Here is a 13,604-nt window from a genome sequence, read left to right on the forward strand (position 1 = left end):
GACGAGCACGCCCCACTTGTGTAGCGAGGGTGATTGAGAATGGCCGAGGCCCAGCTAGCCGACGTGTTCGTGGAGATGGCCGACACTCTCGTCGACGACTTCGACGTGATCGATTTCCTGCACGTCTTGACCCAGCGGTGCGTACAACTGTTGAGCGTCTCGGCGGCCGGGCTGCTGTTGACCGACCAGCGGGACGCGTTGCAGGTGGTGGCCGCCTCCTCCGAACGGACCCGGCTGCTGGAACTGTTCCAACTGCAGACCGACGAGGGCCCGTGCGTGGACTGTTTCCGCACCGGCCAGCCCGTGTCGGTCGCCGACCTGCCGTCGGCCGGCCGGTGGCCGCGGTTTACCGCCGCCGCCGCTGAAGTCGGGTTCGCCGCCGTACACGCGGTGCCGATGCGGCTGCGCGCGGAGGTGATCGGCGCGTTGAACCTGTTCGACACCACACCGGGTCCGCTGGATGAGGGAAAGCTCCGTATCGGTCAAGCCCTGGCCGACGTGGCCACCATTGGACTCTTGCAGCAACGTGCCATCCACCGCCGCGAGGTCCTGACCGAGCAGTTGGAGACCGCGCTGCGCAGTCGGATCCTGATCGAGCAGGCCAAGGGCGTGCTGGCCGAGCGGCTCCACCTGGACATGGCCGAGGCGTTCACGCTGCTGCGCGGCAACGCCCGTAGCCACAACCAGCGCCTGTCCGACCTCGCCCAAGCCGTCGTCGACGGAACCGAACAGATCCCACCGGCGACGGCCGGCAGCCCGCCCCGCTGATTGCCCTCGACGCGGCGGCAACAACTGTCTACTTCGGAGGCTGGCGAGGCATCGCGCAACCTCTCAGGCCGGTCCTGCCCCTATCGCCGGCCTGCTCTACTGCGGCTGCGCCAACCGCTGCCGGAGCGCCGGGTCCGTCCACCGCGTCCCCGAACGGCCCCGACCAGCAGGAACAGGACCACGGCGCCGATGATCGCGGTGATCCAGGTGCTCAGGTCGAAGAAGCTGTCCAGCGTCTGTACCCCGAACAGTTCCTTCGCCAGGAACCCGCCGAGCAGGGCACCGGCGATCCCGATGACGGCGGCCAGCAGTAGGCCGGTCTTCTTTCCGGTGAGGTTTTCGGCGATGAGGCCGGCGACGGCACCGAGCACGATCCAGGCGACAACGCCCACGACGCTCTCCTTGATGGCGGGCCGATGTCCCAAAGCAGGGCGGCCCATCTGCCGGGTCTCCGCATCGACCGATCTCTAAACGCCAGTTGCGTCACGAAACGACGGCAAACCCCGATGCGTTCGCTGAGCCGATGCCGGCCAGCCGAGGGCTTCGATCGCCGGGACACCGCGATCCCGGTACGCCAGATCGCGGCTGGCACATGCACCGCGCCAGGGTCCGACACGTGTACGATTAAGACATTCCGGAATCGACGACATCCCGACCTCGAGGTGCCCGCCAACGTCTGGGACTGGGCCGGCACGCCGATGTCGCCCTCCTTGACCAGAACCCGCCCGTCGGTGGTGAGTACCCCGATGCGCGCGCCGGACGCTGCCACCTGGGCAGCGCCGTCGGTCAGGCGGTAGACGAGAACCAGATAACAACCTCGGTTAGGGCGAGGACGAGAGTTGGGCGCGCGTTTCGACGGGGAGTTGGCTGCGGACCGATCGGGTGTGCGGTTCGGCTATTTGAGAGTCAGACTGGGGTATGGACCACGCAGTTGGCTATGCGCAGCGCCGCTCGCCTGGGGGCGATTGGTCGCAGCCGCGGATCTACGAGGTGCGGGTGCGCCGAGGGAGGCATGGGCACCCGGCCCGGGGTGCGTGCCTGATGGAGTTCGCGAGTGCCTTGTCTGGTGGCCGGTGGACGGACCAACCCGAGAGCATCGACGCGAGCCTGGCACGGCTCGCTCGGGCGGTAAATGATCTGAGCAGCGATCGGGGTCGCATCGCGTTGCTGCCGTTGCTGCCGTGGCTGGTGATCCGGCCGCGCGCTGGTGAATCGGCAGCGCGTGTGGCCGTAGCGACGGTCTTGGTTAAGGCGGCGCTGGGCCGCGCCATGGGTCGCGCGGCCGACCGGCTATCCCAAGATGCGGCCGAGCTTGCTGGCGGCGCGCAGGTGTGGCGGTGGTGGCAGTGGCCGCTGGGGCGCGGCCCACAGATGATGGTGCGCCGCAGCCTTCGTGTGTTGCGCCGGGCCGATGGTGGCGACCCTCTGCTGCGGCACGTCTTGGTTGACGCGGTGAACGCGGTTCGTGCTCTCGACGGCTTGCCGGCGGTGCCTGGTGAGATGCTGGAGCCCGTTTCTGTGGCGGCGCTGCCAATCCGCGTGCAGGCGCACGTTCCGAGCGGTTTAGAGCCTTGCCACTACCACGTCGCGGCGCCGGCTGATCGATGGCCCGTGTGGCTGATGGAGGCCTGGGCGCGCCGGCGCGTCGAGATGCGCGACCTGCCGGGGCGCGACTGTCGTCGTCGCGAGCGGATGGCGCACGTTCACGCGTGACAGCCGTTCGACCGCGCGCTGACGAACACGCCCGCCTGCTCCACGGCAACATCGGACCCGTCGCGCCCATAAGCGTTTGGCTCATCGTCGGCCTCAGGCCGGGGGAACCTCGGCCGGGGCCGGCGCGCCACGGGCAGACGCCCGCTTCGGCCTTGCGAATGTCGATGGTGGGTCGCCGCAGGACGGCCGCTCGAATGCAAGGCATTTGTCGACTGCCAGGCATTCATGATGCTCGTACTAAACTGCCGCGCATGAGTCGAGCGTATGTGTGGTGGTGGTCCATGGCCTGCTTGGGCTTCGCCGGTGCGCTAGCAATGCTCGTCGCCGTTTACGGCGGCTGGGAGCCGCCGGGCTTACTCTTCGCTGCGTTGCCGGCGTACGGCACCGTTTTGGGCTTCTGGCGGCATTTCCTCAGGAGAGACTCTGTTTCTGGGTAGGCATGGCCTCGCTGTGGCCATCGTTCTCCAGCGCACGCCGGCGAAACGCTGGCCGTCCATCTTGGACGGATCACATTCTTTGTCGGCCTCGCTGGCAGGCGCGGTCTTGGGGGCGCAGCGAGGTTGGAGGATTTGTCGGCGAACCGCTGACGGGGATAAGAGAACCGCGCGGCCGTCTTCGCGGCGCCGTCCTTTCGATCGCGGCGATGTACTCATCGATGCGCATGACGGTCATCGATGTCCCACGGTCGACCTCGGTGTCAACGGTCCGCGGTCACGTGGGCGTGGCGGATAGGGTTGGCGGCGTCGGAAGATGAGGGCGGGGGCCATGGGTGAGGTAGGCGATGTCGGCGGGCCGCTTCCGGGTGGCTTCGTCAACGCGGTCCTGCGGGTCGGAGACATGGTCCGGCGCAGGCAGCAACCCTCGGCTTCGTACGTGCATCAGCTCCTCGCTCACCTCGCCGCGAACGACTGGTCGGGTGCGCCGCGTTTCCTGGGGATCGACGACGAGGGCCGCGCGGTTCTGACCTATCTGGACGGTCATGTGCCGTGGTCGCACGATCTTGAGCCCGGTGTACGTAGTGATGTGAGCTTGGCCCGGGTGGCGGGGCTGCTCCGGGAGTTCCATGACCTGACCGCCGGCGCGGGGCTGGCCGGTGCCGGCGCGCTGGTGTGTCATAACGACCTGTCGCCGAAGAACACGGTGTATCGGTCCGATGGGGAGGGTCTGTTGCCGATCGCGTTCATCGACTGGGACCTCGCCGGTCCGGGCGAGCGGATTCACGACATCGGTCACGTCTGTTGGCAGTTTGTGCGGCTCGGGCCGGGCGCGGATCCGGTCGACGCTGGCCGTGGGGCTCGGCTGGTGTGCGGCCGGTACGGGCTGGCTGACCGGTCGAGGGTGGTTGAGACGATCCTGTGGAACATGTTCCTCGTCGGTCGCCACACCCGCGCCGACGAGGAGTCTGGCCGGGCCGAACTGGTCCGCTCTGCCCGGGTCGGCCGCGGCGCCACCCTGGCCGCCGCCCTCGGCCTGGCGCTGCTGGCGAACCTGGCCGTAGCGCTGTTGCTGATCGCCGTGACGGCCGGCACCGGACTACCGGCAGCCGGGTCGATCCTCTTCGGTGTTTCGGTCGACACGGTCGGGCTCACGTTCGCCGCGCTCACCGCCGTGGCGGCGCAGGTGTTCGAGAACGTCCGTGCGGCGTACGGAGCGGTCGGCCTTACCATTGGCGCCGCGTTCGTGCTCCGCGCGGCCGGCGATGCCGCGTGCCGGCCAGGATCGTAGACGGATAGCCACGCTCGTCCAGGACGATCAGCCCCGGCAGATCCTGCCCTGCCAACAGCCGGGCCGCCTCGATGGCCGGTGTGTCGAGCGCCACCGTGGGAAACGGCGCCGCGAGATCCCGTGCACGCATGGGGACTACCTCCACCGGAGTTGGCCAGCACGATGACATCGCCGACCAGACTTCCCGGCACACCTGGCCCGGACCATATCAGCGATCGTCGGTGTGGCGCATGAGACGTTGGCCGAGGAGAGTTACGAGCTGCTGCTCGGGATCTGATACTTGACGACGTCAGTCTGTCCGTGTGACTGCCGCTGGCAGCGGCCATGATGGATTGGAGTACCCGATGGCGACCCAAGTGATCGCGTTCGACGTCAACGAGACACTGCTCGACCTCAGCGTGCTCGACCGTCCTTTCGAAGAGACGCTTGGCAGCGCCGCGCTACGCCGCCAGTGGTTCGCGCAGATGCTGCAGCTCGCTTTCATCGGCGGCCTCACCGGACGCTACGTGGATTTCGCCTCGGCGCAGCGTGACGCTTACCTCATGGTCGCCGCTGCGGCCGGGGTGCCGGCGACCGCTGACGACGCTGCGGCCATGGCCGAACGGATGCGGACACTGCCGGCGCACCCCGAGGTGCGCGATGCCCTGGCTCGGCTACGACGGTCGCCGCTGACGATTGTGGCGTTGGGCAACTCGGCACTCGATGTCATCGAGGAGCAGCTGTCCGGTGCCGAGCTGCGTACCCATTTTGACGCGGTGTACTCAGCCGACACTGTCAACGCATTGAAGCCCGCCGCGCGGCCTTACCGCTTCGTCGCAGAACAGTGCGGAGTCGGGATTGGCGAGGTCCGGCTCGTTGCCGCCCACCACTGGGACATCTCGGGTGCGCTGGCCGCCGGCTGCCGAGCGGCGTTTGTCCGCCGGCCGGGGATGGTGCTGCGCCCGAGCGGGGACCGACCCGACATCGAAGGTGCCGACCTGGGAGAGGTGGTAGACGCGATCCTGAGAATCGACGTGACCGAGCGCAGCGACCACTGACCGCGTGCGTGCGCGTCAGGCGCGAAACCTTCTGCCGTCCAGACCGGCTACCACGTGGTCAGTAAGAGGTGGTTGACCGCGATTGCGGTCAGCGTTTGCAGGGCGAGCCAGCCGCGGCGGCCGCGGGTCGGTAGGAACGCGGCGGCGGCGGGTAGCCAGACGGCGAACGGGAGCCAGATCCGTTCGACCTCGGCCTTGCTCATCCCGGACGCGTCGGCGGCGAGAATGGCGACGACGGCCGCGAGCGGGAGCACGACGGTGGCGGTCGTCCATCGACGCGGGCCGCGAATGGCGACCGTGACGCGGCGGATGACGGGTGCCATCGCGGGGCCGGCGGCGAGGGTCAGGCAGGCGAGGTTGGCCCAGGCCCAGTACGCGTACGGGCGGTCGCTGGCGATTCCTTGGTAGTAGCGTTCGACGAGCGTGTGGTAGCCGTCGAGCCACCAGAACCCGGCGAGCGTGAACGCGGCGACCACTGTTGTCGCTCCCGCCGCCGCCCAGAACAGTGGCGTGATCCGGCGGGGTGCCAGCAGCACCGCGACGGCGGGAGTGCCATGAGCACGAGCCCGTACGAGAGGTAGCAGCCGAAGCCCAGGACCAGTCCGGCCAGGGCCGCGAGCCAACGCCCGGCGGTCCCGGTGCGGGTCGCCGCGGCGGCCAGCAGCGCGATCCCGCACGCGGTCACGCCCATGAAGAGGCCGTCGGCCGACGCGCCGACCCAGACCGCAGGGAAAGAGAACGAGGAAGGGTACGGCCGTGCGCGCGGCGTCTTCCGTGCCGAGGATTCGGATCGTGGCCGGAACTGCGACCACGGCCAGGCCGCCGGCAAGCACGCAGACGAGCGCCGCCCATCCGCCGCCGCCCAGCTCCAGGAAGGTCGGGAGGCCGACCTCACGACAGCTCAGCAGGAGGTGGGTACCTGCGGCGAGAGGCGACGCGTGCTCGCACCAGTCATCGCCGCCGCGATCACACTTCAGCAGGCCAGGCACCGGCTACCTGGGCTGCGCAGCACTGCCACCGACAGCCGCCTCCGCCGAGACGTCTTCCGCCGGCCCGGCCGTCAGCTCCTGCAGGGAGATACCCATCCGTTCCAGCAGGAGCCGGGCCGCCGCCAGATCGGCGTCCCGTGCAGAATCCCGCCTCCGCCCGACCACCCCCGTTTGGCGGTGGACGCGGCATCGAGCAGCCGGTCCAGGACCGGCAGCGGATATCCCGTCAACACCCCGGCGCGGTGACCGGCCACCAGCAGCAACCGGTCGCCCGCAGTCAGCCGACACCACCGGCGCACCGACAGGGCAAGGATGAGATAGCCGCGGCCGTCGACCCGGCAGCGACCCTCACCTGCGACCCGGAAGGTGATCACTCCGGCCTGTTCAGTGATGTCCAGCCGGATGCCCGGCAGCCAGCCGAGGTCGGCGAGGATGCCGCGGGCGGCGACCCGCCCGCTCTTGTCCACCGCGGTCGACGCGTAGACGGAGTTGGCCGGCCGGGTGCCGTCCGGAGGCAGCGCCGCCAGCGGGAGCGGACGCAGCCGCGGACCTTCACGTCCGGCGGGAGCGCCGGAGACCGGCGTGCGCGGAATGATGGCGGGCACCAAGGAGGTCGTCACGAGGACCACCCCTGCGGTCCGGCCATGGTCGACGGCATCGGCAGAAGCAAAAGTGCGTGTTCAGATGTCTCTGAACACGCACACCGAAAACTGCGCACCAACGCGGAGATTTTGTGTCCGAGGGCCAACGCGCGAGATGTTCACACAGTGATCGCGTCCAGGGACCTCGCGTGCACGCGGTGATTGGTCCCGCCCTGGAGGCACCGCTGCGGGATGATCGTCTCCCCGGTCGCCCAACTGATGGACCGCCCACGACTGTCGAGATGGCGCCAGAGCCATTTTCACTGGCCAAGGACACACCGGCACGACATCATGATCACGTGCCTGACACGCCTCTCCTTTCTGCCGACCGATTCCAGTACTGGGCGCTCGACTTCATACGCAATGAGTGCACGGTGGTCACTACGGACGGACAACGCCATGTCGGGGCGCTGCCGACGTCTGGTCGGCCCCACAACCAGGTCGCACAGTCGGTCTTCGACTGGGAGCACTGGTGGGTGATCAGCACGACGCGACGGGGCGACACCCTTATCTCGGAGGCGTACAGCCCTGTCAGCACGGACAAGGGGCGACCCGCCGTCTACTTAGACCAAAATCACTGGAGCAAGCTCGCGTGGGCGATGGTCGATCCCAGCCGGGTTGCGAACGGGGATGAACTCGCCGCTGCAAGGCGGATCATCGAGCTCGCCACAGACGCCGGCATCGTGTTGCCGCTCTCGTCGGCGCACTTCGCCGAGACCTACCCACTCTACGGCGACCGTCGTTACAACCTGGGGCTCGCGATGGCACAGCTGGCCGGCGGATGGGAGCTGCGCCACCCGATGGCGGTCTGGGAAAACGAGGTGGCCGTCATGCTTGCCAGGTACGAGGACGTTTCGTTGCCCGTTTTCTCGGAGCTACCCGTCGTCACCACCGAACCACAGGCCTTCCTCCTCGACGGGGTACGAGCGTACGACATTGACAACGACTGGGACCTGTTCAAGCTCGTCCTCTCCGAACCCTCCATCACGTTGTCTTGCCTGATCGATACCACCTCGGCCGCTAAGGGCGACGTGTCCGTATGGGTTCAGCGTAATCAGGAAATCACTGACTACTTCGCCGGGCAGCGGCTCTCCGATACAGAGCGGCGAACACAAGCCGCAGTGTTCTTCTGGACCGACAACATTCAGGTGCTCGCGAAAGCCGCGGCGCGTGTCGGCGTCGACCCGAGATCGTTCGCGCAGGACGCCAAGGCACTGCACCGGCAGACTGAGACAATGCCGTTCGTATCGAACCTGTCAGCTCTATTCCGGCTTCGCTACCTCGATCGCCGCACCCGCTGGAAGAGCAACGACCTGATCGACATGATGTACCTGTCGTGCGCGGCAGCGTACTGCGACTACGTCGTTGCTGAGCGTCACACGGGAACGCAGCTCCGCCGAATCATGGAGAGACGGGGCGAAACCCCCAACACCTTCCTCACGCTCACGGACCTAGTGGAGGCTCTCGAACAGGCCGGGGTGCAGACAGCAAGCGAAAAGGCATCAGAGGCTGGCGCCCTGGTCGCCGAGCCGGCGCGGGACTCCTAAGACTTGGTCTCAGAACTGCTCGGCTGGTTCTTATGGGGATGGGCTACTGCAACAAGTCGATCATGCTCGGTCGTGGACCAGCGCCAGGCGTTGAGCTGCGGGTCGCTATCCAAGTGGTGCGTCGTCGTCTCGGCGATGAGTTCCGCGAGCCCGCGGAGTCTGAACTGTCGGCCGGCGTAACCTCGCCACCGGTGTCCGGGGTCTGCGGACTGCCGCTCACCCCCGACGACTTCCTGCGCTGACGGCGGGATCCGGGAGTTCGGCGTTCGGTGACCCGGGGCCAGGTGACACGGGGCCCGGCTACACGGGATCCGGCGGCCCGGGGTCCTGTGGCGCCGGATACCGCACGGCTGCGGGAAAGCAGCTCAGCAGTGCGGCGAGCCGCGCAGTATCGCCCGCCACCTCGGTGTCTGCCCGCTCGACGGCGTCGTGCAGCGCCGCACCGGCGAACACCAGATCGCGCAATGTCGCCGCCTCCGGCACGGTCAGCCACGCATCGGGTTCGGCGTGCTCACCGCGGTCCAACTCGAGGCGCCCGCCCGCAACGGTGATGCGGAACCGGTCGCCCGCGACGTCCAGCTGGCAGCGCAGCGACAGCTCACCTGCCAGTGCCGGATCGAAGGTGGCGCGCAGGGCGAACAGCAGCGCGTCGACGCTCAGTTCAGCCGCGCCGTCCTCGGGCAGCGGTGCGCGGCTGCCCCAGTGGGCGAGCGCGCGGAGCACGGGCTCCAGTTCCTGCCCGCGCTCGGTGAGTTCGTACACGGCGGCGGACGCAGGCGGTCCCAGGCGCCTTCGCCGCACCAGGCCGTCGGCTTCGAGCTCGCGCAACCGCTGCGCGAGGACGTTCTGGCTCATCTGCGGCAGCCCGCGGTGCAGGTCGGAGTAGCGCTTCGGGCCGAAGACCAGCTCCCGCACGACGAGCAACGCCCACCGCTCGCCGACCGCGTTCAGCGCTCGCGCGATGCCGCAGGGGTCGTCGAACAGCCGCTTCTTGCTCATACACCCGAGTGTACTTGACCACAGGAGTGAATGCTCCTAAATTAGGAGTATGAACACTGTGACCTCCGCCGACGGCACCGTCATCGGCTACACACGGCACGGCGACGGCCCCCGGGTGATCCTGGTCGGCGGCGGTCTCGACGACGGAACGGAGAACGCCCCACTCGCCGAGGCGCTGGCTGCGCACCGTGCTCAACTAATCCGTTCGGAACACCGAGAGAAGGAATCGAACCCATGGGAAAGCTCGCGATCGAGACGAGAGGGTTGAAGAAGAGCTTCGGCAAGACCCACGCGGTCGCCGGTGGGTCGACATGCTCCGACGGTGACGACCACGCATCGAGAAATGGAGAGAAGCAGTGAACGAGATGACACTTCGTGTGACGTCCGCCGACGGTACGAGGATCGCCTACGACCGGAAAGGCACTGGCCCGGCGGTGATCCTCGTCGGCGGCACCCTAGACGACGGCGCTGAGAACGCGCCGCTGGCCCGGCTCCTTGCCAACCATTTCACGGTCTACAATTACGCACGACGCGGCCGGGGCGCCAGCGGCAATACACCGCCGTACGCCGTGGCGCGGGAGGTGGAAGACCTCGACGCGCTGATTGCGACAGCCGGCGGCTCAGTTCACGTGTACGGCGCCTCATCTGGCGGCGCCCTCGTGCTGGAGGCAGCAGCGGCAGGTTCGGCGATCGACAAGATCGCGGTGTGGGATGTGCCGTACGCGATCGGGGACGACCTGCGGCCGAGGTTCAACCAGTACATCGCGGACACCCATGAGGCATACAAAGCCGGCCGGGACGAGGAGCTCCTGGAACTGTTCGTGAGGCTTACCGGTGGACCCGACGCGGACATCGCGGCTGGCAAACAACACCCGAACTGGGCCTCGTCCGTCGCGCTCGCCCACACGCTCGTCAAGGACGCCGTGGTCCTCAATGACTACAAGATCCCCACGAACCGACTTGCCCGCATCACTCAGTCGGTCCTGGTGACCACCGAGGGTCCGATCACCGAGCCCCAGATGGCGGGCCTCCCGACCGACTTCTTCGACCGCGCCGCGAAAGCGATAGCCGCTGCCACCCCCCAGACCGAACGACACACGCTCGACGGGCAGGGACACGTCGTCGCCCCCGAACTCATGGCCCGTGTACTGAAGACGTTCTTCAACCAGTAGCCCGTCGACTGATCAGGTCGCGACCGTGGGTCGCTTCGGAACGCAGGCCCATCGGCCACGTCAGCATCGGTCGGTGAGCGGCGACTCCTGAGTTCCGGAGTCTCGCCGCGTGTTGGCGCGAACGCGAACTGCAAGCCTGCGATCCCTTCCCCATGACGGGTGCGCCGATGACGCGGACCTTGCCGCGAGCTCGTCAACTGGGCAGCCAGCGCACGGACTCACCCCGGGAAGTCGTCAACGACGCCAGCAGCGAACTAAGCCTGCGTGCAGAAAGGCGCCTCCCGGGAGATCAAGCCGCGCTCGCCCCAGGGTCACCCTGACATCGCTGCCGCGCTGGAGGTCGTCGACCTCGAAGAAGGACCGGCGTCCGTGAACGCGGGCGACATGACCTCTTAAGGTTCCGGGGTCATGCGGGACAAGATGGGGACACGACAAGGAGAGACGATGAGCGAGCTGACCACCAAGCAGCCGGCTGGCACACCGACCTGGATCGACCTGGGCATCCCGGATCTCGACCGCGCGATGACCTTCTACGGCGCGTTGTTCGGTTGGGAGTTCGATGTGGGACCGGCGGAGTTCGGCCACTACACCCAGTGCTTGCTACGGGGCAGACCCGTCGCGGCCATCAGGCCGAACCCGATCCCGACGCCACGGACTTCTGGTGGAACGTCTACTTCGCGACGGATGACTGTGACGCCGCGGCCGCCCGAGCGCGGGACACGGGCGGCTCGATCATCACCGGTCCGATGGACGTGCTGGACCAGGGCCGGACGGCGATCATCAAGGACACCACCGGTGCGCAGTATGGACTGTGGCAGGCCGGTGCCCACATCGGCTGCGAGATCGTCAACGAGCCGAACGCCCTGCTCCGCAACGACCTGGTCACCGCGGAATCCGGGCCCGCGCGCGACTTCTACGTCGCGGTCTTCGGCTACACGTTGGATGCCAACCCGGACATGCCCGAGCTCGACTTCACGTTCCTGCGCAGACCGGATGGCCACGAGATCGGCGGCATCGCCGGTGACCCAAAGGCCACGAAGTGGCGTTCACGTGGTCGTCGGTGACCAGGTAGCCGCGGGCGCGGCGTGGTTGGGTGTGGCTCTCTGCGAGGACGTAGAACTTGCCGGGCGCGTCGAGGTCGAGCCCACCGAAGTCATCGCGCCGCCGTACACCAAGATCGACCGCTACCGAGCGACGCTCGACGCCGGAGGCGACCCGGCGCTCATCGCCGGCTGGATCCGGGAAACCGCAACGATCCGGACCGCCACGCTGGCCAGGATCGGCGTCGCCGACGGACCGCCACAGCGACTCAACGAAGATCACATCGCCGCGATCGTAGAAGGCCTCGGCGGGCTGCTCGCGATCCTCAAACGGGCGGACCCGCGCGACAAGGCAGAGATCTACAGCCGCATCGGACTGCGGGTGAGATACGAGCCTGGCCTAGAAACAATCAAGGCCGAAGTCGTGTCTGACGACTTCGGCCGTGTGCTGTCTGCGTGTCCGAGGGGGGACTTGAACCCCCACGCCCTATACGGGCACTAGCACCTCAAGCTAGCGCGTCTGCCATTCCGCCACCCGGACTTGCGCGCCCAGTTTACCGGGACGCACGGGCGCTAACTGTACACGACAGGTTGGGGGGTGCGGCTCGGGGGGCAAAACCGGTCGCGCGCCACATGGGTCTCATCAGAGACTGCCTCGCATGGCGCTCACCAGGCTTAATCCCGACGGGCTGCATCCCACGCCCGGCTACCACCATGTCACCGTGGCCAGCTCCGCCCGCACGGCCTACCTCGCCGGGCAGTGCCCGCTCGACGCGGCTGGCGATCTTGTCGGGGACGGAGATACGTACGCCCAAGTGGATCAAGTGGTGGCCAATGCGCTCGCGGCGCTGGCCAGCGTGGGGGCCGGGCCTACTGACGTCGTGCGGACCGTCATTTATGTGACGGATGCGGCAGATCGGTCTCTTGGTGACATCTGGCGGCGGCTGCTGGAGTCGCCGCTCGCGCCGGCCTTCACCTCCGCGAGCACCCTGCTGGGGGTGTCCCGGCTCGGCTTTCCCGGACAACTCATCGAGCTCGACGTAACGGCGGTCCTTCCCGACTGACGCTGAGCTAGGGCAGAGGTAGGAAAAGCGGCCGGGTAGTCGAGGAAGCGCTCGCGGCACCAGGCGTGGTGATCGACCGCTCTCGGCGCCAAGATCGTGGACCCGTACGTGGGTCGCTGCCTCGCGACCCTATGCGGGTTCACCTCGGCGCCCCATCATTTAGGGACATGACCCCCCAGCCTTGCCCCGGCGCAAGGAGTTGCGATGTCCGATGACACGGCACTTGGGCAAGAGGCGGCACTGGCGGAGTTCAACGCGCTGCGCACCGAGATCATGGGGCGGCAGGGCAACGCGCAGCAGCTGCTGTCCATCCAGCTGACGGTTTCCGGGGCGCTCTTCAGCCTTGCGCTGTCGAGCCCGGGTCGGTCGGCGGTGCTGCTGATCCTGCCGCTGATCACCTTCATGCTCGCGGGGCGCCATGTCGCGCACAGCTACGCCTGCCTGAGCATCGCGACGTATATCAGGACCGAGCTGAGCTCCCGGGTCGTTGGCGGGTTGGGCTGGGAGGAATGGCTGCGATCGCATCGGGCCAGACCGCGGCGGAATCAGCCGTTCAATCCGTTGTTCATTTCGTTCCCCGGGATCAGCGCGCTGGCGATCGTGGGCTCGCTGGTCAGTGTGACGCCGTCACACACGTCATTCCTCTACTGGATCGCCTGGCTCGCTGGAGCCGCTCTCACCCTGCTGTCGGCGCGGCTCGTGCGGAAGGTGCGCCACGACTCGTTCCTGTGGATCGGCCCCACTCTCGACAGACCGACCACCGTCGAACAGGCCGCCCCGCAGCGCGCTACGGGACGGCTGTTCAGACAACGATCTCGGTCCTGACGCCGGCGTCCAGCCATCGGATGCCGCGGCCACTTGCGCAGGCGCACCGGCGACCGGGTGTACGAGGCGAACACGCTGCACCGC

The 13,604-nt window shown here is 67.7% G+C and carries 13 protein-coding genes, 1 tRNA gene and 1 pseudogene; 10 read left to right on the top strand and 5 right to left on the bottom strand.

Annotation, left to right across the window (positions count from 1 at the left end; genetic code table 11):
* The first annotated feature begins 39 nt into the window (after positions 1 to 39).
* Positions 40 to 768, top strand: a complete 729-nt coding sequence (locus AB0J74_RS27590) for a GAF and ANTAR domain-containing protein (RefSeq protein WP_363452902.1) — start codon at positions 40 to 42, stop codon at positions 766 to 768.
* Between the two features lie 80 nt (positions 769 to 848).
* Here the strand turns inward: AB0J74_RS27590 and AB0J74_RS27595 are convergent, their stop codons facing one another.
* Complete coding sequence (locus tag AB0J74_RS27595) at positions 849 to 1,160, bottom strand: GlsB/YeaQ/YmgE family stress response membrane protein (protein WP_363452904.1); 312 nt, start codon at positions 1,158 to 1,160, stop codon at positions 849 to 851.
* Positions 1,161 to 1,809: 649 nt separating this feature from the next.
* Here AB0J74_RS27595 and AB0J74_RS27600 point away from each other — a divergent pair.
* From AB0J74_RS27600 to AB0J74_RS27610, 3 genes are all read left to right on the top strand, one after another.
* Positions 1,810 to 2,481 carry a hypothetical protein gene (locus tag AB0J74_RS27600; RefSeq protein WP_363452906.1) on the top strand — a complete coding sequence of 224 codons (672 nt, stop codon included), beginning with the start codon at positions 1,810 to 1,812 and terminating at the stop codon, positions 2,479 to 2,481.
* Between the two features lie 837 nt (positions 2,482 to 3,318).
* Positions 3,319 to 4,206, top strand: coding sequence for a phosphotransferase (locus AB0J74_RS27605; RefSeq protein WP_363452908.1), 888 nt, complete (start codon positions 3,319 to 3,321; stop codon positions 4,204 to 4,206).
* A 344-nt stretch (positions 4,207 to 4,550) separates the two neighbouring features.
* Entirely contained in the window at positions 4,551 to 5,243 is a 693-nt protein-coding gene (locus tag AB0J74_RS27610; protein WP_363452910.1) for a haloacid dehalogenase type II, read from the top strand.
* Positions 5,244 to 5,290: 47 nt separating this feature from the next.
* On the opposite strand, the pseudogene AB0J74_RS27615 reads toward AB0J74_RS27610, so the two are convergent.
* Both AB0J74_RS27615 and AB0J74_RS27620 read right to left on the bottom strand, forming a co-directional pair.
* Positions 5,291 to 6,115 (bottom strand): annotated as a pseudogene (locus AB0J74_RS27615) (hypothetical protein); the annotation flags it as partial.
* A 188-nt stretch (positions 6,116 to 6,303) separates the two neighbouring features.
* Positions 6,304 to 6,852: a hypothetical protein gene (locus tag AB0J74_RS27620; protein WP_363452912.1), complete on the bottom strand. Its 549-nt coding sequence runs from the start codon at positions 6,850 to 6,852 to the stop codon at positions 6,304 to 6,306.
* A 320-nt stretch (positions 6,853 to 7,172) separates the two neighbouring features.
* On the opposite strand from AB0J74_RS27620, the gene AB0J74_RS27625 reads away from it, so the two are divergent.
* Positions 7,173 to 8,420 (top strand): hypothetical protein, encoded by a 1,248-nt coding sequence (locus tag AB0J74_RS27625; protein WP_363452914.1) that lies wholly within the window; start codon positions 7,173 to 7,175, stop codon positions 8,418 to 8,420.
* A gap of 300 nt (positions 8,421 to 8,720) precedes the next feature.
* Here the strand turns inward: AB0J74_RS27625 and AB0J74_RS27630 are convergent, their stop codons facing one another.
* A complete protein-coding gene (locus AB0J74_RS27630; RefSeq protein WP_363452916.1) occupies positions 8,721 to 9,419 on the bottom strand; it encodes a winged helix-turn-helix transcriptional regulator in 699 nt (232 codons plus the stop codon).
* A gap of 49 nt (positions 9,420 to 9,468) precedes the next feature.
* Here AB0J74_RS27630 and AB0J74_RS27635 point away from each other — a divergent pair, with 49 nt between their 5' ends.
* The 3 genes from AB0J74_RS27635 (at position 9,469) to AB0J74_RS27645 (ending at position 11,655) form a co-directional block, all read left to right on the top strand.
* A complete protein-coding gene (locus tag AB0J74_RS27635; protein ID WP_363452918.1) occupies positions 9,469 to 9,687 on the top strand; it encodes a hypothetical protein in 219 nt (72 codons plus the stop codon).
* Positions 9,688 to 9,784: 97 nt separating this feature from the next.
* Positions 9,785 to 10,591 (top strand): alpha/beta fold hydrolase, encoded by an 807-nt coding sequence (locus AB0J74_RS27640; RefSeq protein ID WP_363453106.1) that lies wholly within the window; start codon positions 9,785 to 9,787, stop codon positions 10,589 to 10,591.
* A 593-nt stretch (positions 10,592 to 11,184) separates the two neighbouring features.
* Positions 11,185 to 11,655 (top strand): VOC family protein, encoded by a 471-nt coding sequence (locus AB0J74_RS27645; protein ID WP_363452920.1) that lies wholly within the window; start codon positions 11,185 to 11,187, stop codon positions 11,653 to 11,655.
* Between the two features lie 433 nt (positions 11,656 to 12,088).
* Here the strand turns inward: AB0J74_RS27645 and AB0J74_RS27650 are convergent.
* Positions 12,089 to 12,172 (bottom strand) — tRNA-Leu (locus tag AB0J74_RS27650).
* A 118-nt stretch (positions 12,173 to 12,290) separates the two neighbouring features.
* Between AB0J74_RS27650 and AB0J74_RS27655 the strand changes: the two genes are divergently transcribed.
* Both AB0J74_RS27655 and AB0J74_RS27660 read left to right on the top strand, forming a co-directional pair.
* A complete protein-coding gene (locus AB0J74_RS27655; RefSeq protein WP_363452922.1) occupies positions 12,291 to 12,695 on the top strand; it encodes a RidA family protein in 405 nt (134 codons plus the stop codon).
* 204 nt (positions 12,696 to 12,899) lie between these two features.
* On the top strand, positions 12,900 to 13,520 hold the full coding sequence (locus AB0J74_RS27660; protein WP_363452924.1) for a hypothetical protein: 621 nt from the start codon (positions 12,900 to 12,902) through the stop codon (positions 13,518 to 13,520).
* Positions 13,521 to 13,604: the final 84 nt, after the last annotated feature.

Origin of the sequence: Asanoa sp. NPDC049573 (assembly GCF_040676615.1) — a bacterium.
Lineage (GTDB): Bacteria > Actinomycetota > Actinomycetes > Mycobacteriales > Micromonosporaceae > Asanoa.

What these genes read in the sequence shown, in the direction of transcription:
- AB0J74_RS27590 (WP_363452902.1), top strand. Translation starts at nt 40, where the DNA reads ATGGCCGAGGCCCAGCTAGCCGACGTGTTCGTGGAGATGGCCGACACT.
- AB0J74_RS27600 (WP_363452906.1), top strand. Translation starts at nt 1,810, where the DNA reads ATGGAGTTCGCGAGTGCCTTGTCTGGTGGCCGGTGGACGGACCAACCC.
- AB0J74_RS27605 (WP_363452908.1), top strand. Translation starts at nt 3,319, where the DNA reads ATGGTCCGGCGCAGGCAGCAACCCTCGGCTTCGTACGTGCATCAGCTC.
- AB0J74_RS27610 (WP_363452910.1), top strand. Translation starts at nt 4,551, where the DNA reads ATGGCGACCCAAGTGATCGCGTTCGACGTCAACGAGACACTGCTCGAC.
- AB0J74_RS27630 (WP_363452916.1), bottom strand. Translation starts at nt 9,419, where the DNA reads ATGAGCAAGAAGCGGCTGTTCGACGACCCCTGCGGCATCGCGCGAGCG.
- AB0J74_RS27635 (WP_363452918.1), top strand. Translation starts at nt 9,469, where the DNA reads ATGAACACTGTGACCTCCGCCGACGGCACCGTCATCGGCTACACACGG.
- AB0J74_RS27640 (WP_363453106.1), top strand. Translation starts at nt 9,785, where the DNA reads ATGACACTTCGTGTGACGTCCGCCGACGGTACGAGGATCGCCTACGAC.
- AB0J74_RS27655 (WP_363452922.1), top strand. Translation starts at nt 12,291, where the DNA reads ATGGCGCTCACCAGGCTTAATCCCGACGGGCTGCATCCCACGCCCGGC.
- AB0J74_RS27660 (WP_363452924.1), top strand. Translation starts at nt 12,900, where the DNA reads ATGTCCGATGACACGGCACTTGGGCAAGAGGCGGCACTGGCGGAGTTC.